Source organism: Rhodococcus sp. PSi06 (assembly GCF_054960675.1).
In genome coordinates this window covers 443387-465514 of the sequence record NZ_JBHNYO010000001.1, presented here as the reverse complement: position 1 = coordinate 465514, position 22128 = coordinate 443387, and the positions used below count along the sequence as shown (strand labels likewise).

At 65.4% G+C, this 22128-nt stretch carries 18 protein-coding genes; 9 read left to right on the top strand and 9 right to left on the bottom strand.

The annotated features are described in order from the left end of the window. Positions 1 to 11: 11 nt before the first annotated feature. The 4 genes from ACFI9K_RS02285 (at position 12) to ACFI9K_RS02270 (ending at position 4307) form a co-directional block, all read left to right on the top strand. Positions 12 to 317: a DUF6802 family protein gene (locus ACFI9K_RS02285; protein WP_462662026.1), complete on the top strand. Its 306-nt coding sequence runs from the start codon at positions 12 to 14 to the stop codon at positions 315 to 317. A gap of 309 nt (positions 318 to 626) precedes the next feature. Continuing rightward, positions 627 to 2456, top strand: coding sequence for a phosphoenolpyruvate carboxykinase (GTP) (locus ACFI9K_RS02280; protein ID WP_462662025.1), 1830 nt, complete (start codon positions 627 to 629; stop codon positions 2454 to 2456). A 131-nt stretch (positions 2457 to 2587) separates the two neighbouring features. Further along, positions 2588 to 3544 (top strand): HipA domain-containing protein, encoded by a 957-nt coding sequence (locus ACFI9K_RS02275; RefSeq protein ID WP_462662024.1) that lies wholly within the window; start codon positions 2588 to 2590, stop codon positions 3542 to 3544. Then, a complete protein-coding gene (locus ACFI9K_RS02270; RefSeq protein ID WP_462662023.1) occupies positions 3531 to 4307 on the top strand; it encodes a hypothetical protein in 777 nt (258 codons plus the stop codon). Before ACFI9K_RS02275 ends, ACFI9K_RS02270 begins: the two co-directional genes overlap by 14 nt. A 27-nt stretch (positions 4308 to 4334) precedes the next feature. Here ACFI9K_RS02270 and ACFI9K_RS02265 read toward each other — a convergent pair whose 3' ends face one another. Both ACFI9K_RS02265 and ACFI9K_RS02260 read right to left on the bottom strand, forming a co-directional pair. Further along, the gene (locus ACFI9K_RS02265) at positions 4335 to 5213 is read right to left on the bottom strand and encodes an ROK family protein (protein WP_462662022.1); all 879 of its coding nucleotides are present in this window, start codon (positions 5211 to 5213) and stop codon (positions 4335 to 4337) included. Between the two features lie 9 nt (positions 5214 to 5222). Continuing rightward, entirely contained in the window at positions 5223 to 6029 is an 807-nt protein-coding gene (locus ACFI9K_RS02260; protein WP_462662021.1) for a class I SAM-dependent methyltransferase, read from the bottom strand. Positions 6030 to 6099: 70 nt separating this feature from the next. On the opposite strand from ACFI9K_RS02260, the gene ACFI9K_RS02255 reads away from it, so the two are divergent. After that, on the top strand, positions 6100 to 7326 hold the full coding sequence (locus tag ACFI9K_RS02255; RefSeq protein WP_462662020.1) for a glycosyltransferase family 4 protein: 1227 nt from the start codon (positions 6100 to 6102) through the stop codon (positions 7324 to 7326). On the opposite strand, the gene ACFI9K_RS02250 is transcribed toward ACFI9K_RS02255, so the two are convergent. Further along, a complete protein-coding gene (locus tag ACFI9K_RS02250; protein WP_462662019.1) occupies positions 7261 to 9021 on the bottom strand; it encodes a hypothetical protein in 1761 nt (586 codons plus the stop codon). The two genes, ACFI9K_RS02255 and ACFI9K_RS02250, sit on opposite strands and share 66 nt — an antisense overlap. A gap of 25 nt (positions 9022 to 9046) precedes the next feature. Between ACFI9K_RS02250 and ACFI9K_RS02245 the strand changes: the two genes are divergently transcribed. Further along, positions 9047 to 10252: an MATE family efflux transporter gene (locus ACFI9K_RS02245; RefSeq protein ID WP_462662018.1), complete on the top strand. Its 1206-nt coding sequence runs from the start codon at positions 9047 to 9049 to the stop codon at positions 10250 to 10252. Between the two features lie 97 nt (positions 10253 to 10349). Here the strand turns inward: ACFI9K_RS02245 and ACFI9K_RS02240 are convergent, their stop codons facing one another. Beyond that, entirely contained in the window at positions 10350 to 11474 is a 1125-nt protein-coding gene (locus ACFI9K_RS02240; protein ID WP_462662017.1) for a PorA family protein, read from the bottom strand. A 167-nt stretch (positions 11475 to 11641) separates the two neighbouring features. Between ACFI9K_RS02240 and ACFI9K_RS02235 the strand changes: the two genes are divergently transcribed. Further along, positions 11642 to 12790 carry an acyltransferase family protein gene (locus ACFI9K_RS02235; RefSeq protein WP_462662016.1) on the top strand — a complete coding sequence of 383 codons (1149 nt, stop codon included), beginning with the start codon at positions 11642 to 11644 and terminating at the stop codon, positions 12788 to 12790. Here ACFI9K_RS02235 and ACFI9K_RS02230 read toward each other — a convergent pair. The 3 genes from ACFI9K_RS02230 to ACFI9K_RS02220 form a co-directional block, all read right to left on the bottom strand. Then, positions 12768 to 17015: an alpha-(1->3)-arabinofuranosyltransferase gene (locus ACFI9K_RS02230; RefSeq protein WP_462662015.1), complete on the bottom strand. Its 4248-nt coding sequence runs from the start codon at positions 17013 to 17015 to the stop codon at positions 12768 to 12770. The two genes, ACFI9K_RS02235 and ACFI9K_RS02230, sit on opposite strands and share 23 nt — an antisense overlap. A 22-nt stretch (positions 17016 to 17037) precedes the next feature. After that, positions 17038 to 17208 carry a DUF2613 domain-containing protein gene (locus ACFI9K_RS02225; protein ID WP_080730504.1) on the bottom strand — a complete coding sequence of 57 codons (171 nt, stop codon included), beginning with the start codon at positions 17206 to 17208 and terminating at the stop codon, positions 17038 to 17040. 102 nt (positions 17209 to 17310) lie between these two features. Beyond that, positions 17311 to 17778, bottom strand: coding sequence for a universal stress protein (locus tag ACFI9K_RS02220; protein WP_462662014.1), 468 nt, complete (start codon positions 17776 to 17778; stop codon positions 17311 to 17313). Positions 17779 to 17932: 154 nt separating this feature from the next. Between ACFI9K_RS02220 and ACFI9K_RS02215 the strand changes: the two genes are divergently transcribed. Then, entirely contained in the window at positions 17933 to 19111 is a 1179-nt protein-coding gene (locus ACFI9K_RS02215; protein WP_462662013.1) for a glycoside hydrolase family 3 N-terminal domain-containing protein, read from the top strand. A gap of 62 nt (positions 19112 to 19173) precedes the next feature. Beyond that, a complete protein-coding gene (locus tag ACFI9K_RS02210; RefSeq protein ID WP_462662012.1) occupies positions 19174 to 19776 on the top strand; it encodes a TetR/AcrR family transcriptional regulator in 603 nt (200 codons plus the stop codon). A gap of 73 nt (positions 19777 to 19849) precedes the next feature. Here the strand turns inward: ACFI9K_RS02210 and ACFI9K_RS02205 are convergent, their stop codons facing one another. Further along, entirely contained in the window at positions 19850 to 20707 is an 858-nt protein-coding gene (locus ACFI9K_RS02205) for a MaoC/PaaZ C-terminal domain-containing protein (RefSeq protein WP_462662011.1), read from the bottom strand. Continuing rightward, positions 20704 to 22050 carry a 3-oxoacyl-ACP reductase gene (locus tag ACFI9K_RS02200; RefSeq protein WP_462662010.1) on the bottom strand — a complete coding sequence of 449 codons (1347 nt, stop codon included), beginning with the start codon at positions 22048 to 22050 and terminating at the stop codon, positions 20704 to 20706. Before ACFI9K_RS02200 ends, ACFI9K_RS02205 begins: the two co-directional genes overlap by 4 nt. Positions 22051 to 22128 lie beyond the last annotated feature (78 nt).

The following is a 22128-nucleotide window of genomic DNA, read 5'->3' as shown; positions in this document are numbered from 1 at the left end:
AAGGAGCGTCGATGATCGCAGTCGAGGGTTTCGCAGCGGATGGATTCCCCACCGATGAGCCGGCGGACCACGAGGTCGACGCAGGCGGGACGTCCATCGTCTCGCCGGACCTGTTCGATCTCGACGGCGACGGTCACTACGAGACCTCAGTGCGGCACACCGGTGCCGGCATCACCGTGGCGACGGATGTCGACGGCGACGGTGTGACAGACAAGTTCACCGCCTTCGGACGTGACGGCCACTACCGAACCTGGGAGATTTTTCGACAAGCGAACGGTATCGGCCGGGGCGAAATGACCGAATCGGGGGAGCTGTAGCGCCTCGGTTCGGACCTAGTATCGCCCCAGGTAAAAGGCTTCTTACGCGGATCTTTCCCTATCTGAATCGGTCTTGTGACCAATCGGACAACACCCTGTTTCTGGATTCACGTCGCTCGGCGTTAACCTGATGAACAGGACATCCGGCGCTCGGTCCTCGGCTTGCCGTACCCAGTAAGATGGTGTACTGCAGCTCGAATGGTCGAGCAGCGCCCCGCCGAGAGGGGAAAACCGAGATTTACTCGTGCGTGCTTGCCCACAGCGATCGTGCGAATTCTTCCCGGTTCCGGCTAACCCCAGGAGAGTTAGATGACCTCAGCCACCATTCCCGGTTTGAGCAGCACCGACAGCGTGCCGACTCGACACAAAGAACTGCTTGCCTGGGTTGCTCAGGTAGCCGAACTGACCGAACCGGACGCAGTGGTGTTCGCTGACGGATCCGACGCCGAATGGGAGCGCCTGACCGACAAGCTGGTCGAGGCAGGCACCTTCACTCGCCTCAACGACGAGAAGAAGCCCAACTCGTTCCTCGGCAACTCCGATCCGTCGGACGTCGCCCGCGTCGAATCGCGCACGTACATCTGTTCCAAGGAAGAGATCGACGCCGGTCCCACCAACAACTGGATGGACCCGTCCGAGATGCGGACGCTGATGACCGATCTCTACCGCGGCTGCATGCGCGGACGCACGATGTACGTCGTGCCGTTCTGCATGGGTCCGCTCGACGCGGCCGACCCCAAGTTGGGCGTCGAGCTCACCGATTCGGAATACGTCGTCATCTCCATGCGCGTGATGACGCGCATGGGTCAGGCTGCGCTGGACAAGATCGGCGAGGACGGCTTCTACGTCAAGGCGCTGCACTCGCTCGGCGCTCCGCTCGCCGACGGCCAGGCCGACGTGCCGTGGCCGTGCAACGACACCAAATACATCACGCACTTCCCCGAGGACCGCGAGATCTGGAGCTTCGGATCCGGCTACGGCGGCAACGCTCTGCTGGGCAAGAAGTGCTACTCGCTGCGTATCGCGTCGGCCATGGCCCACGACGAGGGCTGGCTGGCCGAGCACATGCTGATCCTCAAGCTCATCTCGCCCGAGGACAAGGCCTACTACGTCGCCGCGGCTTTCCCGTCCGCCTGCGGCAAGACCAACCTCGCGATGATTCAGCCGACCATTCCGGGCTGGCGCGCCGAGACCATCGGCGACGACATCGCGTGGATGCGCTTCGGTGAGGACGGTCGTCTCTACGCCGTCAACCCCGAGTTCGGTTTCTTCGGCGTCGCGCCCGGCACCAACTGGGACTCGAACCCGAACGCGATGAAGACCATCGATCAGGGCAACTCGGTGTTCACCAACGTCGGCCTGACCGACGACGGCGACGTGTGGTGGGAAGGCCTCGAAGGCAAGCCCGAACACCTCATCGACTGGAAAGGCAACGACTGGACCCCCGAGTCCGGAACCGATGCCGCACATCCCAATTCGCGTTACTGCGTGCCGATGGCCCAGTGCCCGTCCATGGCTCCCGAGTGGGACGACCCGCAGGGTGTGCCGATCTCGGCGATCCTGTTCGGCGGGCGTCGCAAGACCACCGTTCCGCTGGTGACCGAGGCCCGCGACTGGCAGCACGGCGTGTTCATGGGAGCCACCGTCGGCTCCGAGCAGACCGCTGCCGCCGAGGGCACCGTCGGTACCGTCCGACGCGACCCGATGGCGATGCTGCCGTTCCTCGGCTACAACGTGGGCGATTACTTCCAGCACTGGATCGACCTCGGCAAGAACGCCGACGAGTCCAAGCTGCCGAAGGTGTTCTACGTCAACTGGTTCCGCCGCGGCGACGACAAGCGCTTCCTGTGGCCCGGATTCGGTGAGAACTCGCGCGTGCTCAAGTGGATCGTCGAGCGCATCGAGCACAAGGCCGCGGGCGTCGAGACCCCGATCGGCGTCGTTCCGACCGCCGATGCCCTCGATATCGACGGACTCGACACCACCGTCGAGGATGTCGCCGAGGCACTCGCGGTGAACACCGACGAATGGAAGGCCGAGATTCCGCTCATCCAGGAGTGGTTCGACTTCGTGGGCGAGAAACTGCCCACCGGAATTCAGGACGAATTCGACGCCCTCAAGCAGCGTTTGGGCGCGTAGTATTCACGAAACAGAACGGGGCTCACCGAGGGGTGGGCCCCGTTCTGGCTCTTCGGGGTAGCCAGTAGCGCCGCAACGGGTCTGGCGAGCCGTGACGTTGTTCTCGTGACCGACGACCCAATGTGTCGAGCGTGGTGGAACATTTCCCTGTTGTGGACCTGGCAGACTGGACGCGCGGGGAGAGCGAGCCGGGTGGCGCCGAGGAGAAGCGGTGGTTCACTGCGCCGGACGCGTCTTCTCAGTCGGGTCGCTGGTTGTTCAAGCCGCGACGAATCAAGGAACTGACGCTTTCGCAGGAACGCCGGGCGCGAGGTGATGCACCGGATCTTTTGGTGCGAGGTGAGGACTGGGCGGAAAAGATCTCGTATGAGCTTGCCCGTCTGGTCAGCGTGCCGGCAGTCGAGACGGAATTGGCCACGGTCGTCCATCGCGTAACCGGAAGATCGGTCCTGGGATCCATGAGTCGGGACATGCGGCCGGAGCGTTGGGGCTGGACTCCTGGTGCCGCACTCCTCGCAGAGCGCAATGACGATTTCGACTCGGAACTCAGTCGCGGCCATTCGCTATCTGCCGTTCTGGCTGTTCTTGCTTCGATGAATGGCCCAGTCGACACCGAGTTCCACAGCTGGCCTGCATTCGACGTCTTTGCCGGTTATCTCGTGTTCGACGCGTTGATCGCCAACACCGATCGGCACGCCCATAACTGGGGAGTCCTGCAGAATCCGACCACCGGCGTGGTGTGCCTGAGTCCGTCTTTCGACCACGGTTCCGCGCTGGCCAGTGGAAACGGAGACGTCTTCCGGGCAGACCGTGTGCGATCGGGATCGGTCGAGCTCTGGTGCGCACGGGGTGTGACGAAGCGGTTCGACGGCGGTGTGGCTGTCGGACTCGTCGATATCGCGACGCAGGCCCTGTCGCTCGCGAGCGCGAATGCTCGACGTTTTTGGCGCGATCGAATCGTGGGTCTGAGCGTCGACCTGTGCGACGATGTGATCAACGCTGCTCCCAACTTGTCGGACCAGACCCGTACATTCGTGCAGATAGCGGTAGCAACGAACCGAAAGCGACTCATCGATGCTCTCCATTGAATTTGCGCCTATAGGTGCCGATGCAGCCATCGGTGTGCGCAGGTCGAGGCTCATCGTGACGCGCCGTGGAGTGGCGGACAGCACCTATCGTGCGATCGGGTACCTCGACAAGGTCATCGACGACGGCCAGCCGTTCTACGAATTCAGGTATCTAGAGGCCGCGATGCACGACGCGCATTTCCTGCCGATCGTCGGATTTGGTGATGTGCATCGCCAGTATCGTTCGAGCCGACTTTTTCCATCGTTCGCCGATCGGGTGATGAGTGCAAAACGCCCGGATAGACCCGTCTATCTCGCCGGTCTCGACCTCGAATCGGATGCCGACGCTTGGGAGATCCTCGCCGCATCGGGAGGCCACCGCGAAGGCGACCCGATCGAGTTGATCTCTTTGCCGACATGGGATTCGGAAACGCATAAGACCACCGCGCATTTTCTCGCGCATGGTGTTCGCCACTGTGACGCGATGGCAGGTGCATACACTTCTACTCTCGCGCCGGGTGCGCAACTCATGCTGGAAACGGAACCCGGCAACGAAATAAACCCGCAGGCTGTCCGAATCACAGGTGCAGGTATGCATCTCGGCTACGTGCCCGATCCGCTTCTGGATCACGTGCACTCCGTGATGCGTTACGGTGCGTGCGAATTGACAGTGGTCCGCGCCAACCAGCCTGAAACGCACCCACATCTGCGCTTGCTGCTGCGCTTGAGCGGTCGATGCGAGCAGTTCGTTTTCGCCAAGTCGGAGTGGCTTCCGGTCGCGTGACGCGAGTGCACCGTTCTGGCTGTGTGATCAGGCAGTGAGCGCTGCTGCCCCGACGAGCGTTCCCAAGCCGCCCAACGCAGCCGGCACCACCTGCAGACCGTCGAGAAAAGTCAACCGGGCGTGCAGTCCGATCGACTCTCGAATCGGGTCCCACAGGGGCGGGCCGGCCTGCGCGAAGCCGCCGCCGATCACCACCATGCGTACGTCGACCAGGGCTACGGCCGAGGCGATCGCCTGACCGAGAGCCACCCCGGCGCGTTGCAGAGCAGTGATGGCAACCGGCGTGCCTGCGGCGGCGTCTGCGGCCAGTTCGACTCCGGTACTGCCCGGCCATCCCTGCTCACGCGCCCACCGCACCGCCGAGGGCCCACTCGACACCGTTTCCACGCAGCCGATTCCGCCGCACGCGCACGGCGTCGTCGAACCGGGAACGACGATGTGGCCGATGTGGCCGGCATTGCCGCTGGCTCCGGCGACTATCTTGCCGCCCAACACCAACCCACCGCCGATGCCGGTGGAGACCACCAGACTCAGTACGTCCGGCACACCCACAGCAGCGCCGAAGCGATGCTCACCCAGTGCCGCTGCGCTGCCGTCCATCGCCAGAGATATGTCGGCGTCCGGAAACACTGCCGAGATGTGCTCGCTCAGAGCGAAGCCGTTCTTCCACTCGTCGATGTTGATCGGTGCAACCGATCCGACCTCGAGGTTCACCGGCCCGGAGCAGGCGACGCCGATGCGGTCGATGTGCTGTCCAGGAGCGATCTTTCGCAGCAACGACGCGCATGCCGGCCATACTGCGGAGTCCGGGGTGGATACCGTCACCGGGTTCTGTGGACGTCCGTCGGCACCGACGAGTGCCGCTGTCATCTTGGTGCCGCCGATGTCGAGAGCGAGTGCGGTCATCGATCCAGACTAGGCGGGAGTGGAGCCTGCGGAATGACCCATGGAATATGTTTTCGGTTTCAGAACGAGGACGAGGTTGCTGCCGAGAAACTCGCGGAGTATCGGAACGCGCATCATCCACCAGGCCCAGCGCGGGTGGTAGCGCGGAAAAGCTGCCAGCAGCGTGGCGTTGGGAGTGCTTCGCGCCCAACGCAATCCATCGGACGCGCTGATGTCGAACAGTGATTCGCCGAAGCGATTCTTCGGTTCGTGCCCGGTGGTGCGGGCGTAGCGTCGGGCCGCGTATTCGCCGCCGAGGTAGTGCCAGGGCCGGGTCTCGTGACCGCCGAACGGGCCGAACCAGATGGTGTACGAGAGCACTGTGAGCCCGCCGGGTTTGGTGACTCGGAGCATCTCCTCGGCCATGGTCCACGGCTCACGTACGTGTTCGGCGACGTTGGACGAAAAGCAGATGTCCACGCTGTCGTCGCGAAAGGGCAGTGCCATACCGGAGCCGCGCACCGACCCGGGAATCTGCAACCCCGCGGCATGCATCTCGGAGGCATCCGGCTCGACGGGCAGGTAGCGCGCGCAACTCGCGCCGAACACCTCGGCGAAATAGCCGGGGCCGCCGCCCACGTCCAATACCGTCGCCGCGGACATGTCCGTACCCGTCAGGCCCCGATACAGGTCGCCGATCAGCTCGACGGAATCGCGGGCCAGAGCGCCGTAGAAGATGTCCGGAGCGCTCTGCTCGTGGCCGAAGTCTTTCAGCAGACTCACCGAGCGGCGCAGCGTCGCGCGAGAGGCGAACAGACGTGTCACGGCGGAAGTCACGAAAACGAACCCTAGCGGTTACTGTGGCAGCGGTAATCGACGAGCATGCGGAAATTGGGTGAGGCGAGCTGTGCGCGAGGTTCTGTTGCTGTGCTGGCGCGATACCGGGCACCCACAGGGCGGCGGCAGCGAGCGATACCTCGAGCAGGTAGGCGCAGGTCTGGCTCGACGCGGTGTACGCGTCACGCTCAGGACGGCGTCGTACCCCGGTGCACCCGCCGAGGAGATCGTCGACGGCATCCGTATCAGCCGCGGTGGTGGCCGCTTGTCGGTCTACCCGCGCGCACTGGCGGCCATCGCAGCGGGACGGCTCGGCTTCGGCCCGCTCAAAGGCATCGCACCCGACGCGGTGATCGATACCCAGAACGGCATTCCCTTCTTCTCGCGTGCCGCACTGGGCGTTCCGGTGACGTTGCTGGTGCACCACTGCCATCGTGAGCAGTGGCCGGTCGCGGGGCCGATGATGGCCAAGCTCGGCTGGTGGCTCGAATCGACGGTGTCCCCCCGAGTACACCGTCGCAATCAGTACCTGACGGTGTCGTTGCCGTCCGCCGACGAGCTGATCGCCCTCGGTGTCGACCGCGAGCGCATCGCCGTGGTCCGCAACGGTGCCGACGAGATCCCGCAGTCGGTGCCGGAGGGAGACGAGGGCACCCGGACGGCTCACCCGTCGCTCACTGTGTTGTCCAGGTTGGTACCGCACAAGCAGATCGAGGACGCTCTCGATGTCGTGGCGGCGCTGCGCGGCCGAATCCCGGACATCCACCTCGACGTCATCGGTGGTGGCTGGTGGGAGCAGAACCTTCGCGATTACGTGATCGAACTGGGGATCGAGCAGTACGTCACCTTCCACGGCCACGTCGACGAGGAGCGCAAGCACGAGTTGCTCGGCCGGTCGTGGGTGCACGTCATGCCCTCGCGCAAGGAGGGCTGGGGCCTCGCGGTGGTCGAAGCCGCTCAGCACGGCGTTCCCACGGTCGGCTATCGCAGCTCCAAGGGACTCACCGACTCGGTCATCGACGGCGTGACCGGAATTCTGGTGGGGGGTCAGTCGGTCGACGACCGGGACATCTCCGGCCTCACCCAGGCCGTCTCGGAGCTGGTGCAGGACGCCGACGCCCGCACTCGTTTGGGTGAGAAAGCGCGCGTGCGCGCCGGGGAGTTCTCGTGGGAGCAGTGCGCTCAGGGTGTGTATTCGGTCCTCGACGCGACGACGCGCGGAACCTGGTCGTCAGGGCTGGTCGGAGCGACTGATGTTGCTTCGCAAGGTGAATCGGCTCAGCAGTCCTATCGCTAGTCCTCCGAGAAGCAGCAGTGCCCAGGCCAGATGGGCGATCACGACGGCCGTGTTCGAGCGGCTTTCGATGATCACCGGTTCGGGTACGCGATAGAGGGTGAGTTGCTCGTCGGAATACGTCACTGCGAGCGAATTCAGCGTCTGCGCGGAATTGCCGAGCTCGCCGGGAGTGGTGTTCTCCACCAGCACCCAGCCGACGCCCAGTTCTGCGAGTGTCTCTGCGGATTCGCCTGTGAGAAGGGCGCTCTGGACGTCAGTGGCGCGGGTTCCCTCGCCGCGCACCGTGCCGCCCGCGACAATGAGCTCGCCGGTCTGCAGTACGTCCAGGGGCAGCATGCGCGGCGCGGGATCGAGGACCGGTGCGCTGCCGCTGTAGGGAAAGCGGCGGAACATGCCTGCCGGTAATACGGCTACGTCACCGCCCTGTCCAGCGAGTGCTGTCGAGACGGCGTCCCACGACGATGGATAGGCGACCGGCTTCAGTGCCTTGCCGACCCCCCAGCCGAGGTCCGGCAGAGCGATCACCAGTGCGAGTATCGCCACCGCTGCCGGCAGCCACCCGCCGAATCGGGTGCGCTGGACCGCGCTCACCGCGGCCGGTTGCACCGGATTCGGTGGACGACGAGGTGAAAACGCTGCCGCAGCGGCGAGGGCATAGATCGGCATTGCCAGCGCGACCCACTTCTGCGAGTCGCGTAGTAGACCGGCCCCGGGCACGGTGTCACCCACCGCGCGGGCCACTGCCAGCCCCGGACCCGTTGCTGCCAAAGCAGGAATCACGATGGCACCGATCGCAACGACACCCAGAACCAGAATCACCGGATTGCGGCGACGCCTGATCAGCGGCCGTACACCGAACGCGACCACCGTCAGCAACAGCGCGGTGCCCATCAACGCGAAAAGACCGGTGCGAGAGGCGGGTACAGCATCCGAATTCCAGATTCCGCCGAGTCCGGCGAGCGAGCCGAGGGTGCCGAGGCCCGGCTCCGCACGCGCCGCGAACGCAGCCCACCCGGCCGGATCCGCCTGCTCGACGCCACTGCCGGACACCGCCGTCGCCACCAACCACGGCGCCGACGCGACCGCCGCGATCACCAGGGTGACGACCACGCGTAGGACGCGTCGGACACCCCCGGGGAGGGCCACGACGAGTAGTGCGATCGATGCGGCCAGCAGTGCGCCGGTGGGGGTGAGTCCCGCTGCGGCCAGGCAGACCGAGAGGGCCCACCACGGACGACCGGATCTGACGCCGATTGCCGCGACCACCGTCCAGGGCAGGGCGGCATAACCGACGAGCAGACTCCAATGTCCTTGTAGCAAGCGCTCGGCGACGTAGGGGTTCCACACGGCCACTGTCGACGCGACGAGCAGGCCAGGAAGCGGAACGGTGGGCAGAACCTTCTGCGCCATGACTGCCGCGCCCCAACCGGCCATCCACAATGCCAGCAGTAGAACGGTTTTGACGACCAGTCCGCCGTCGAACACCGTCGTCAACGCTGCGAGCGCGGCATCCTGCGGTACGGCGCGCGCGGCCGCGTCGGCGATTCCCCAGGCGGAGTCGGTGAAGTAGGAACGGGGAGTGCTGACGGCGTCGCGTAGCAGGAGATACCCGGGGCCGAGCAATGGTCCCAGAATCACCACGGCGAGCAGCAGACTGTAGAGCGGCGGCGTCAACCTCGACCTCGACGACGCCATGATCGGCACCCTATACCGTGGGCTCATGTCTTTCCGCGCCTCGTCCGAGGCAGACCACCCGGCGGGTACGTCCGTCGCCGGGATGGGGATGGTGACGGCCGGTTCGATGTTCGCGAACGTTGCGGCGTACCTGCTTCAAGTACTCGCAAGTCGCATGCTCGGGGTCGAGGGGTACGGCGTATTCGCGAGTCTGCTTGCTGCGCAACTGGTTCTCGCAGTTCCGGCATTGGCGTTGCAATCCGTGGTCGCGCGCGAGGTGGTGCGGGGCCGCAGTTCACGCGAGTTGCGGACCGTCGGGTATCGCTGTGCCGCGGTCGTCGGGGTGCTGGCAGTCGCGCTCGCTCCTGCCCTGTCCGCTGCCATGGATGTCTCGACGGCAGCGACGTTGTCGGCGGTCATCGCTGCCCCGGTCCTGGTGCTGTTGGCCGCAGAGCAGGGACTGTTGCAGGGGCGCGGCCGGTTCGGAGCCCTGAGCCTGGTGCTCGCGGCCGCCGGTTTCGGCAAGGTCGCGCCGGCGGTGGTCGTACTGCTGCTCGGCGGCGGCCCCGGTTCGGTACTGCTGGCAACCGCGGCCGGAATCGGGGTCGTGGCCGTCGGCGCGCGAGCGGCCGCCGGAGTGCCGGTGAACGCGGTGTCGGAAACCAAGGTGACCGTATCGACCGTGCTGCAGGCGTCGCAGGTGCACTTGGTGCTCATCGCACTGTCCGCGTTGGATCTGGTGCTGGCTCGTTCGTTGTTGAGCAGTACCGAGGCCGGGCTGTACGCCGTCGGAGCCGTCGCGTCCAAGGCCGCCCTGTGGTTACCGCAGGCAGTGGGAGTGGTGCTGTACCCGCGAATGGCGAACCCACAGCATTCGACGGCCGCAGTGCGCTCGGCCCTGGCCGTCGTCGCCGGTCTGGGCATTGTGCTGGTGATCGGCGGGGCACTGGCATCGCCGTTGCTGCCGTTGGTCGTCGGCGATACGTACTCCGGTGTGCAGAACTATGTCTGGCTGTTCGTGTTGCAGGGCGCGTGTTTGGCCGTCTTGCAAGGTGCGCTGCTGTGGGCCATCGCGGGTGAACGCACCCACCTGGCGTTCGTCGCGTGGTTCGCCCTCGCCGCCGAGGTGCTGTTGCTGCTCTTCGTGGCCTCGACACTGGCCCAGTTCATCACCGTCGCGGCAATCACCGCAGCGGTGACGATGACGGTGGTGTGTGCGCTGGTGTTGTGGGGCAACCGCAACGGTGCCTGAGAAGACGCCAGTGGCGTGGTCGTGTGCCCGCACAGGCACTCGACCACGCCACTCGTAATCCGGCTCTTTCCGCAGGCTTCACTCCTGCCGAAAGCATTTACTCCTTCGAGAGGTTCGTCCTCGGAATTTCTTCCGTGCGATCCGTCGTCCAGTCACGGTTCGGGGCGGTTCCACCGCTCGGGGTGGGGCGCGGAGCAGCGTCGGAACGTGCAGGCTGACGGTGTCCACCGTTGCCGCCGCCGCGCAGCAGCAGGAACACTCCGGCGATCAACGAGATGACACCGAGGATGCCGGCGACGATCGGAACCGTGCGTCCGAAGAGCGAGATCTTGTCCTGGCCGTCCTTGGCTTGCTGGATCTGGAACTCGACGGTGTTCTCGTCGAACGTGATCGGTGCTTTGAGAACGTCGACCTCGGGCTTGCCTGCTTCACGTCCGTAGTACTGGTGAATCTGCTCCTCGCCCTTGATGACTACACCGGTCTCGGGCTCGACCCACAGGGTGCGGGTGTTCTCGTACCAGCGGGTCATCGTCACCGGTGCAGTGCCGCCTTCGACGCCCCACGTGTCGGCGGGCAGCGTCACCTTGTTGGTCGGCAGGTTCACCACCGTCGACAGGTCGACCGGGCCGACGGTCTGCTGGTACTGATTCACCGGCGTGCCGTTGATCTCGGTGGCCTCGACGAAATCGATGTCCTTGGATGCGCGAGCGTTGACGTCGAAGAAGGGGTAGCTCTTCTGCTCGGAATTGAACGGGAACTTGTACTGCAGGCCGGTGTGGGCAACTTCCTCGGCGGGCTTGTCGCCGGCCACCTGGATGGTGCCGATCGGGCTCTCGACGGGCATCGAGGTCTTGCGGTCGATGGTGACGCGGTCGACGCTGGCGGTCAGCAGTCCGGTGTCGGCCTGCTTGTCGCTGCGGCGCAGGGTCTGGCCGGCCTGCAGCGTCATGATGTCGGAGTCGGAGGGATCCTCGACGGTGACGAATCGCTGCGAGGTCAGCGGAACGTTCTGGTCGACCACTGCGCGGCCCGCGGCCAACGATCGTGCGTCCAGGACGCTGCCGGTGCCGGTGGAGACGGTGGTGACCTCGAGGTCCAGCGGCGTCTTCTCGAGCGCCGAGACAGTGTAGGTCGGAATGAGGATGGCGGCGACCACCAGAAATGCACCCAAGCCGATGAGTACAAGAGCCACTATCCGGCTCGGCCCTGAGCGCTCCGCCATGCTGATTCTCCTTGTTCGACCGCTTCACTGGACGACACCGCAGGCGGGACCAACGTTCGCCCCCGACTCGATGCCCGATTTCTTACGACACGTCGCAGGTGACAGTAACAGTCGACAGTGGTGCCGGTCTCGTCCATGCCGGTTCGACACGGCACACTGGATGCACCATGAGCACCCGAATCGAGCCGGCATCCGTCGTACCGTTGCGCGGGTTCGTCCCTGCACTCGAGGGGATGCGCGCGCTGGCCGCGATCGGCATCGTCCTCACCCACGTCGCGTTTCAGACCGGTGCCGCCAATTCGCCGCTCATGGGCCGTATCTGGGGCAGGTTCGATCTCACGGTGGCGATCTTCTTCGCGCTCTCGGGATTCTTGCTGTGGCGGCCCCATGTTGCGCAGGCCCGCGGACTCGCGCAGGCGCAGCCCACCCGCCGCTACTTCTGGTCGCGCGCGGTGCGCATCCTGCCCGCCTATTGGGTGGTCACGGTGCTGGTGCTGCTGTTCCTGCCACACGCGGGCGGCGATTATCGGGTGTGGTTGGCCAATCTGTCTCTGACGCAGGTGTTCGTACCGCTGACGTTGACCGAGGGCATGACGCAGATGTGGTCGCTGTCGGTGGAGGTGGCCTTCTATCTTCTGCTGCCGGTGTTCGCGTGGCTGCTGATCCGAGTGCGCGGGGCCTCGGCCCGATACCGAATCTGGGTACTGCTCGGCGCATCCGCGGCGACACTGTGCTGGGCGTTCCTCCCGATCACGACCGCCGACGCCATTCACCACGACAACTGGCTGCCCGGGTACCTCCCCTGGTTCGCGGCGGGCATGGTGTTGGCCGAGGTGTCCGTCGGACCGCAGACCTGGGTGCATCGGTGGGCTCGGCGCAGATGGGTGATGCCGTCGATCGCGGTCACGGCCTTCGTACTGTCGGTCACTCCGCTTGCCGGACCGCAGGGGTTGGTTCGGCCCGAGCCGTGGCAGTTCGAGCTCAAGATCGTCTTCGGCGCGGTTCTTGCGTTCGCGATGCTCGCGCCCCTGGTCCTTGCCGACACCGGCCGCAGACACCGAGTGTTCGAGCACCCGGTGATGCTCACGCTCGGCCGATGGTCGTACGGAATTTTCATCTGGCACCTGGCCGTTCTGGCCGTGGTGTTCCCCGTGTTCGGCATCGTTCCGTTCTCCGGCGGAATGTTGTTCGTCTCGACGGTGACTCTCGCTCTGTCGATTCCGGTGGCAGCGGCCAGTTACGCGCTGGTGGAGGAACCTGCTCGACGACGCTTGGCTTCGAAGAGGAAACCGCTCACGGTCGACGCATCGCACTGATCGCCAGTGCGACGATCCCGATCAGCGCAGCCAGCTGTACCCCGTACGAGCCGCCCACGTACCCGTCCGTCGATCGCCACGGTCCCAGGGAAAGCAGCGCAGCGCCGAGCATGGCGAATCCACCAGCAGCGCAGACCAATACGTGTGCCGTCAGCGCTCTGTCGAAACGGCGATCCAGATATAAGGCACCCACGCCGACGACGGCGACAGTGACCACGCCGGCGATCCCGCCCAGTACGATCGTCGCCGCTGCCAGTGCCACGAGTGCGGCGGTGGTGCTACGCCACGGACGCGGCGGGGAGCCGAGGCCAGGTTTGGTACGGGGCATACGAATAGCCGCGAGCAGCAACGGGATCAACAGCAGTAATCCACCGAAGATCCCCAGTCGATACCAACGGTCGGTGGTGTAGTCCAACGAGACGGTGCCCGACGCCCCCGCCGGAATCATCCAGGCCTGCTGCCACCCGTCGACCACCACCGGGGACAACTCGCCGCCCCCGGGCATGGTGGCGCGCCAGCCGCTGTTGTTGCTCTCTGGAATCACCAACAATCGATCTTCGGTGGCGGAGGTGAGCGCCACCTCCCGGTGATCGGGGCTCCAGGCCGTGGTTCTCGCCGCCTGTGGTGCCGAGGTTGTCGGCCAGTCGGCCGGAATGGGCATGCTGCGCAGTCGAATACCGTCGACAAAGAACGATGCACCGGGCTCCACTACTACGTCCTGGCGGCCCTCGGGCAGCGATACCGGGTTGACGAAATTCTCGTTCACCGGGGTATCGGCGTCGCAGACCGATGCTTTCAGTGGTTCGCCGGAACGGAATTCCTCCGCGGTAGCGGTCACCGATGTGCGCACCGTCTGCCCGGCGATGGAGACGAGTGGTCCGTTGTAGCAGTCGACGGTGATCTCACGGTCACCGTCGTACGGTGCGCCGATCGGCTCCCCGGCGGCCAGCGGGGTCACTTCGGCAAATCCTGGTGGCTGAGATTGGACGAAGCCCAACGAGTTTCGGTCCAGGACGCCGTCCCAGTCCACGATGGACAACACGATCCGGTCGGTCACATACGGTGCCAGCTCGAGCGTCGTCGAACCGTCGGTGTCGACGTCGCGGACCATCGGACCGTTACCGAGGTTGATCGCGACCCGGGTGGGATGGGCCGGAAGCGCCCCGAGGCTCGGACTGAGCTCGAGCCCGTCCACCATTGTGGGAGCGGGCAATTGGATGGTCAGAGTGGGATTGGTGCCGGCTCGTTCGGTGATCGACTTCTCCGGTGCGGTCCAGGACGTGCGCGGGTCACCGTCCGTGGCGGCGAACGCGGAACCCTGCAGATCTGCGACGTCCGACGCCCCCTCGGCCAGCGGTCGATCCGGCTGCGCCAGCAATGCCTCGAGCTCGGGCGACTGCCGCGTACGGACCGTCAGGTCGGGGATGACGGCGGTACCCATCGGCACCTCGATGGTGCGCGAGAAACGGCCCAGTTCCTCCGGGGCTTTGGACAGTCCACTGCTGCAACGGATTCGGTCCTCGGTGTCGAGGCAACCGGATCGGCCAGGAAATTCCTGGCCCAGTTCCCACGCGTCGACGCTCGCCCCGGCCGGAGGGTCGGGCAGCACTGCGCGGTGCACGATCGGTACCGGCGTCGGGTTGTCTCGATCGGAGTAGTCGTCCACCGAGACCTCGCTGATGCCGAATTGGCTACCGCGGGTCCCGTCTACCGTCGATTTCGCGGTGATCCGCAGCCACGGCGTTTCGCCACCGGGCAAAGACACCGTCATCGGGTCCCCGGGCTTGTCCACGCGGGCCGCCGTCGACCCGTTCGGGGTGGTGACCTCGACCCATTTCACTGGGTCGCCGATCGTTCCCGGACTGGTGCGCAGATGCAGCAGACCGCCGCGCACCGGGGTGTCGAAATCCAACTGAAGCCATTGCCCCACAGCGCGATCGATGCCGTTGCTGATCCAGCTGGTGGCCAGATCGCCGTCCACTGCGGCCGCGACACCGCTGCCGGGGACGCTGCCGCCGATCTGCGTCGCGTCCGATGCCGAACTGGATGCCGTCAGAGTGGCACCCTCCCATTCGGCGTCCACGGTGTTCGCCCCGTACACCGGGTAGTCGGGAACCTCGTTGAGCGATCGCCGGGGCTCGTCCGCGGCCCGCAGTGCGGAATTGTGATTGTCGACCTGGCCGAAATCCGTCTCACGGTTCATCGGGGTGTCTGTCACCGTCACCGAGTCGACGGGTATGCCCGCGGCAGCTGCATCCGACGCCAGCAGCGTCGGGCCGGCGGGGACGGGAGTGCGAATGCCGTTGTTACGCAATTCGTTCGAGCGAAGAATGGACTCCGGACCGCCCTGTACCACCGGGACCCGATCGAGATCGACCGTGTAGGGCCCGGACGCAGGAGTGTCGGCCGGGCCGTTCACCGAATAGATCTCGACAGCGGGATACGGCGGCCGCAGATCGCCGTCGAGCACGACGCCGTCGACTTGGCCGGGAGTGACGTCCTCGCCGAACTCGGCCACTCGGGCCAAGCCCGGCGAACCGTCGAGCACCTGGTGAACCGACGCCGGACGGGTGGATCGGGAGTTCTCGGGATCGAGATCGTTGCGCACGACGACGTAGCTGATGCCCTGTCCTTCGAGGGTGTCGGCCAGTCCGGTCGACGGACGCCCGTCGGCGAAGAGTCGTTGCACGGAGTCCAGCGCGCGAATGGCTCCGGGCGGGGTGAGCGGGACGGCGTCGCGAACGGCCCAGGGAGTGGTGGCGAGAGCCTGCAGAGGTTCGTCGCGGGTCAGCCCCCAGGTCTGTAGTGCGAACGGTGCCCCGGGCACTACCAGGGCGCGTTGCGCGTCGGAACCGTCCGGACTCGAGCCAGAGGCGTGGTCGGTGAGCCAGTTCGCGGCGTCGTGCCAGTACTGCGGAACGGCCTCGTAGGCTCCGCGAGGCGCGAGCTTGCCCGTCCACGCCAGCGAGGTGGACAGCGCCAACGCCACCAACACCAGTGCGGTCACCGCCATCATCGGGTGCTTCTCCGGATGCGCGACGGCCGATCGCCACTGTGGCCGCGGCACCGAACCCGGTAGCGGAACGCGTCCCAACAGGTGAGCCAGCCCCAGTACCAACGGGATTCGAATGACCGGCTCGAGTTTGTGAATGTTGCGTAGCGGCGCACCGGCAGAATCGAGGAACACGCGAACCGTGGCAGCGAAGGGACCGTCGAGATCGCCGACGAACCCGGCACCGAGCCCGACGAGGCCGACGAACAGCATGATCGTGAGCCGTCCACGGGCGGGCATCGATCGCATGGCCAGGCCTGCGATTCCCGCAGCCGCGATCGCGCCGGTCGCGATCACTGCTGCGGGCTGCGTCACCAGCACGGCACCGGCGACGCGCTCGGGTGAGACGAACGGCGTCCAACTGCCGGTGCCGCGAAGGACTTCCGTCAACGACGTCCACTGAGTGGTGGTGCCGGACGACTCGATGTAGTCCAGAAACGGCGGAGAAACTTTGCCCAGCAACAGCAATGGCACTATCCACCACAATGTGGCGAGCACAAGGAATCCGGCCCACCAGCCGCTGAACACGAGCCACCGCTTGTTCGGCCGATGCGACAGCATCCAGATCACGGCCACCAGAACGGCGGCGGCCGTCGCCACTGCATTGACCGAACCCATCAGTGCCACGGCGAGCGCCGATTGAGCCGCTGCTCGCCGAACCGTGTACCGCGCGGACTCGGTGTTCAGGCAACGAACGATGGGAATCAGCACCCACGGCGCGAGCATCATCGGCATCGTCTCCGAGGAGATCGACGCCAGTGTGGTGATGACTCGCGGAGACAGAACGAACGCCGTGGCCGCGATCAGACGAGAACTGCGGCTGCCGATGCCGAGGGCCTCGGCGAGTCGGACGATTCCCCAGAAACCGGCGATGAGCAGCAGTGCCCACCAGATGCGCTGGGTGATCCACGGTGGGATCGACAGGAGGTCACCGCCGGCGAAGAACGCGCCGTGTGGGAAGAAGTAGCCGTAGGCCTGGTTCTGCACCTGGCCCAGCGGTGCCGCACTGTTCCATTGATGCGACGCACGCTCGAGAAATCCGAGTGGGTTCTGCGCCAGGTCGAATTTGGTGTCGGCGACGGTGAAGCCGGGGACCTGCAGGAAAGTGAGAAGAAATGCGAGAGCCGAGACGCCGAGAAGCCATTTACGGCCGAGCGGCTCGGCCGAGATCATCGATCCACGAATGCGACCAGCGTCAACGGCTGCCGTACTCAACCTGGTTCAGCAAGGACGAATCGGCATTTCCGGTGCGATCGATATCCGGACGAGAGTTGTCGGCTGCGGCGGCGGTGACTCCGAATACGACGCCTGCACCCAGCACGGCTCCGACGACGGCGGCAATGACACCCGGGACAGCGAACTTCATCTCGGTTCTCCAGTCAGTCGGCTCACGGATCGAAAGGTGAGGTGGACCCCCACGCGGGCATCACGGTATCACTCGTGCCCAGCGAACCGGCCGGTGGACGCGCTACTTGCCGGGGGGAACGATCAAGACGGGCCGGTGACTGTGGCGAAGAACGTGCTCGGCTACCGAGCTCTGCAGCAGGGCACGCAGACCGGTGGTTCCTCGCGTGCCGGTGACGATGATGTCGACATCCATTTCGTCGGCTTTCTCCACGATGGCGCTCCAGATGGCGGAGGAGCATTCGGTGCACTGACCCTCCACCTTCAGCCCCGCGGCCTCGGCCAGCGCGACGCCCTCGCTGTTGGTCACCTTCGCGTCGGTGAGCGCCACGTCCTCGGCCTCGTCGTCGGGCACCCATTCGGGTTGCATGACGCCGGACAGGCCGGACATGCGAGCTGCCTGGCGCACCATCGGCTCCCAGGCCGTGACGACGATCGCGCGAGAGGTGGTGAGAAACCGGCCCGCGTAGTCGATCGCGCGTTTGGCGTTGTCAGAACCGTCGTAGGCAATGAGTATGAGGTCGCAAGTCATGGTCCAGATCCTCCTCATGTCGCTTTCGTCCAGATTACCCCGCCCCCACCCCGGATCAATGTGGGTTTCAGTCGCTCAGAATGCAACAGAGTCGCATTGATCCCAACCGGAGGGGCGGTAGCGACACCGACGATCTCGGCTACCGTCGTATTCCATGCGACTTCGGTTTTCGGTTCGGTCCGCTGCGGTGTTGACGGTCGGTGTGGGGATGTTGGTCTCGTGCTCGAGCGAGTCCACGCCGGTCGCGTCGACGCAGGCAGTGCCACCTGCTTCGACGACGACCACGGCAGCGGACACGACTGTCGCGCAACCCTTGCCGTCGGTCGACGGATGCATTGCCTTCGTCGACGGTCTGACCGAGCGGCAGCGTTTGGCGCAGCTGCTCACCGTCGGGGTCACCGGCACGCAGGATGCTGTCCAGATCATGTCCACCGAGCAGGTGGGCGGCATCTTCGTCGGCAGTTGGACCGACGAGTCGATGCTCGGCAATCGTGAGGTACCGCAGGTTCTCGACGCGTCCGCGGTGGCTCCGATGGTCACGATCGACGAGGAAGGCGGACGTGTCTCGCGGGTTGCGGATCTGCTCGGGGAAGCACCGTCGGCCCGAGTGTTGGCCCAGACGATGTCGGTGGACGAGGCGTACCAGGAGGCTCTGACGCGCGGCCGGGGATTGAAGGATCTCGGGGTCACCGTCGACTTCGCTCCGGTGGTCGATGTCAGTGCACAGCCCGATGATTCCGTCATCGGCGATCGGTCCTTCTCCGACGATCCACAGGTCGTCATCGAGTACGCGGGTGCCTATGCGCGCGGCCTGGAAGACGCGGGAATCAAGCCTGTCATCAAGCACTTTCCGGGGCACGGCTCGGGTTCGGGAGATTCGCATACCGGTGCCGTCACCACACCCACGTTGGACGAGCTGAAGACCAAGGATCTGTTGCCGTTCGCTGCACTGAACAGTGCCGGTGTCGGGGTCATGGTGGGGCACCTCGACGTGCCCGGACTGACCGAGCCCGGAGTGCCCGCAAGTATCAGCCCGGCGGCGATGGCGTTGTTGCGCGATGGCGTCGGATATGGGGCGGCTCCGTTCGACGGCCCCATTTTCACCGATGATCTCAGCGGCATGGCGGCGATCACGGCGCGGCTCGGAATCGTCGACGCAGTGGAGGCGGCGTTGGTTGCGGGAGCCGATGTGGCGCTGTGGCTGACCACCGATCAGGTGCCCGCGGTGTTGGACAACCTCGAAGACGCGGTGGCAACGGGACGCCTGGACGCGGCACAGGTGGACGAGGCTGCAGCGACGGTCGCCCGATTCAAGGGCGCGTGCGGAGCCTGATCGGTCGGTGCTCGACCTTACTGTGGAGTAACGTCTAGTACTTCGTACGTATTGGAGGGTCCATGGCTGGCGGCACCAAGAGATTGCCCCGCGCCGTCCGCGAGCAGCAGATGCTCGACGCGGCCGTGGATGTGTTCTCCGACAACGGTTTCCACGACACGTCGATGGATTCGATCGCCAAGAAGGCGGCCATTTCCAAGCCGATGCTCTACCTGTACTACGGGTCCAAGGACGAGCTGTTCGCCGCGTGCATCCATCGAGAGGGCGTCAAATTCGTCGAAGCTCTGACGCCCGCCGCGGACCCGACTCTGACGCCGCGCGAGCAGTTGCGCAAGGCGCTCATCGGTTTCCTCGGCTTCGTCGGCGAGAACCGGAAGTCGTGGATGGTGCTCTACCGTCAGGCCATCGGGCAGCAGGCGTTCGCCTCGCAGGTGCAGAGCAGTCGAGATCGGTTGATCGAGCTGACCGCAGGACTGCTGGCCATGAGTACCCGAGACCCGGATCAGTCACATAACTTCGGGCTGATGGCCGTCGCGCTCGTCGGTGCAGGTGAGGCCGTGGCCGACCGCGTGGCGGGCGGCGAAATCGAGGTCGATGCAGCAGCCGACCTGCTGGAGAATCTGGCGTGGCGCGGCCTGGCCGGTAAGAAATCCGCCACTACGTAGAGCCCCGAACTCGAAGTCATGGACGGAAATCCTGGGAAATCCGTCCACAACTTCGAGCTGGGCGCAACAACAGTTACCGCAGGGTTCCCGTCAGGTGCGGGTAGCCCTTCTTCGGGTTCTTCAGTGACAGGTCCCAGCCGGTGCCCACGGCATCGGCGTAGGCGTTGATCGTCGCGGGCAGGATGATCGGCTTGCCGAAGCGAATGCTGTAGTTCACAGCCTCCGGGATTCGACCCTCCACGGTCTGCAGTACCGCTGCAGCACTCCACATTCCGTGCGCAATGGTCTTCGGAAATCCGAATGCCTTTGCGCCGAGTGAAGATACGTGAATCGGGTTGCGATCTCCGGAGATGGCCGCGTACCGGCTGATGATCCGCTGATCGACGCGCAGGGTGCGGGTCGGAGGCGGCGGAACCTCGTCGGCGGGCGGTGTTTCGCGAGGTCCACCGGACAGTGAGGTCTTCTGCAGGCTCAGGAAGCTCGAGGTCTGCTTCCAGACCAGCTCGCGTCCTACCTTGACCTCACTGATCAGGTCCACCAGCAAGCCCTTGCGGTGCTCGCGCAGGTTCTCCGCGTGCACCCGAATGTCCAGCGGCTCCGATGCGGAGATGCCGCGGAACTGCTCGATGACGTTCTCGGCGTGCACCGAACCGATGGCGGCAAACGGAAAGCCCTTGGAGACCATCAGTTTCATCACCGTCGGGAACACCAACGTGAACGGGTAGGTCACCGGCAGCTGATCGCCGAATCGCAGACCCGTCGCGCGGCAGTACCCGGCGAGGTTGTCGGGGTCCACTCGCAGACCCTTGAGCTCGTACACCGTGCTGGGAACCGAGGACGACCGCGATCCGAAGAACGGCAACGCGCCGAATGCAGCGGCTGTGTAGATGTCGGACGTCTTGGGCTGCGCGGTGAGCGTGACGGTGCTCATGCGCCGAGCAGGCTCTGGCCGCACACGCGCACCACCTGGCCGGTGACGGCGTTGGATGCGGGAGATGCGAAGTAGGAGACCAACTCTGCGACGTCGACGGTCTCGCCGCCCTGCAGCAGCGAGCTCATTCGTCGGCCGGCCTCGCGGGTGGCAAACGGGATGGCTGCCGTCATGGCGGTTTCGATGAAACCGGGGGCCACGGCGTTGATGGTGATGTTCTTCTTCGCCAGCACCGGTGCGGAGGCGTGCACCAGGCCGATGACGCCGGCCTTGGAGGTGCCGTAGTTGGTCTGGCCGCGGTTGCCCGCAATGCCGGCGATGGAGGAGACGTCGACGACGCGGCCGCCTTCCTTGAGTGCGCCGGAGGCCACCAGTTCGTCGGTGATGCGCTGCGGTGCAGCGAGGTTGACGCCGATGACGGAGTTCCAGCGAGCGTCGTCCATGTTGGCGAGCGTCTTGTCGCGGGTGATACCGGCGTTGTGCACGATGATGTCCGCACCGCCGTGACGCTCGAGCAGGTGCTTGGAGAGGACCTCGCCGGCGTCGGGGGAGGTGACGTCGAGTGCGAGCGAGGTGCCGCCGACCTTGTTGGCCGTCTGCGAAAGCGCTTCTCCGGCAGCAGGAATGTCGGCTGCGATGACCGTGGCTCCGTCACGTGCGAGGACCTCGGCGATGGTGGCGCCGATGCCACGGGCAGCGCCGGTGACGACGGCTACCTTGCCGGCGAGCGGCTTGTCCCAGGATGCCGGGGCCTGCGAATCGGCATCGCCGACAGCGATCACCTGGCCGTCGACGAAGGCGGACTTTGCCGAGAGCAAAAAGCGCAGTGTGGATTCGAGGCCGGACAGGCCGGTCGACGCCTTGGGGGAGATGTAGACGAGCTGAGCCGTCGCCCCGCGCTTGACCTCTTTGCCGACGCTGCGGGTGAAGCCTTCGAGGGCGCGCTGAGCGATGTGCTCGTCGACGCTGGAGGTCTCCTCGGGGGTGGTGCCGATGACGACGACGCGAGCCGACGGTGCCAGGTTGCGGATGACCGGCTGGAAGAACTGGAAGAGCTGCTCGAGCTCGGCGACGTTGCCGATGCCGGTGGCGTCGAACACGAGTCCGCCGTGCTTGTCGTCGTGCGGCTGCGACTGCGGGTAATCCGAGAGCAGCTCACGCAGGGGCTCGACGAGGCGACCGCTGCCACCGATCAGGACCGGGCCGGCCAGCGGCGGCTCGCCTGCCTTGTAGCGACGCAGCTTCTCGGGCTGCGGCAGGCCTGCCTGCTTGGCGATGAAGGCTCCCGGCGCGGACGCGAGGAACGTTGAGTAGAGATCTGGGGCTCCCTTGGAGGCTGCCACTGTCGTACCTTTCATTCAGCGCTGCTCGCTCCAGGAGCGAGGCGCACGACCGGGTGTCGACAACCAACTTACTCGCCA

Coding starts and splice junctions, on each gene's coding strand:
- ACFI9K_RS02215 (WP_462662013.1), top strand. CDS start 17,933: ATGCGACTTCGGTTTTCGGTTCGGTCCGCTGCGGTGTTGACGGTCGGT.
- ACFI9K_RS02220 (WP_462662014.1), bottom strand. CDS start 17,778: ATGACTTGCGACCTCATACTCATTGCCTACGACGGTTCTGACAACGCC.
- ACFI9K_RS02245 (WP_462662018.1), top strand. CDS start 9,047: ATGTCTTTCCGCGCCTCGTCCGAGGCAGACCACCCGGCGGGTACGTCC.
- ACFI9K_RS02225 (WP_080730504.1), bottom strand. CDS start 17,208: ATGAAGTTCGCTGTCCCGGGTGTCATTGCCGCCGTCGTCGGAGCCGTG.
- ACFI9K_RS02230 (WP_462662015.1), bottom strand. CDS start 17,015: ATGATCTCGGCCGAGCCGCTCGGCCGTAAATGGCTTCTCGGCGTCTCG.
- ACFI9K_RS02270 (WP_462662023.1), top strand. CDS start 3,531: ATGCTCTCCATTGAATTTGCGCCTATAGGTGCCGATGCAGCCATCGGT.
- ACFI9K_RS02285 (WP_462662026.1), top strand. CDS start 12: ATGATCGCAGTCGAGGGTTTCGCAGCGGATGGATTCCCCACCGATGAG.
- ACFI9K_RS02205 (WP_462662011.1), bottom strand. CDS start 20,707: ATGAGCACCGTCACGCTCACCGCGCAGCCCAAGACGTCCGACATCTAC.
- ACFI9K_RS02240 (WP_462662017.1), bottom strand. CDS start 11,474: ATGGCGGAGCGCTCAGGGCCGAGCCGGATAGTGGCTCTTGTACTCATC.
- ACFI9K_RS02250 (WP_462662019.1), bottom strand. CDS start 9,021: ATGGCGTCGTCGAGGTCGAGGTTGACGCCGCCGCTCTACAGTCTGCTG.
- ACFI9K_RS02210 (WP_462662012.1), top strand. CDS start 19,174: ATGGCTGGCGGCACCAAGAGATTGCCCCGCGCCGTCCGCGAGCAGCAG.
- ACFI9K_RS02265 (WP_462662022.1), bottom strand. CDS start 5,213: ATGACCGCACTCGCTCTCGACATCGGCGGCACCAAGATGACAGCGGCA.
- ACFI9K_RS02235 (WP_462662016.1), top strand. CDS start 11,642: ATGAGCACCCGAATCGAGCCGGCATCCGTCGTACCGTTGCGCGGGTTC.
- ACFI9K_RS02280 (WP_462662025.1), top strand. CDS start 627: ATGACCTCAGCCACCATTCCCGGTTTGAGCAGCACCGACAGCGTGCCG.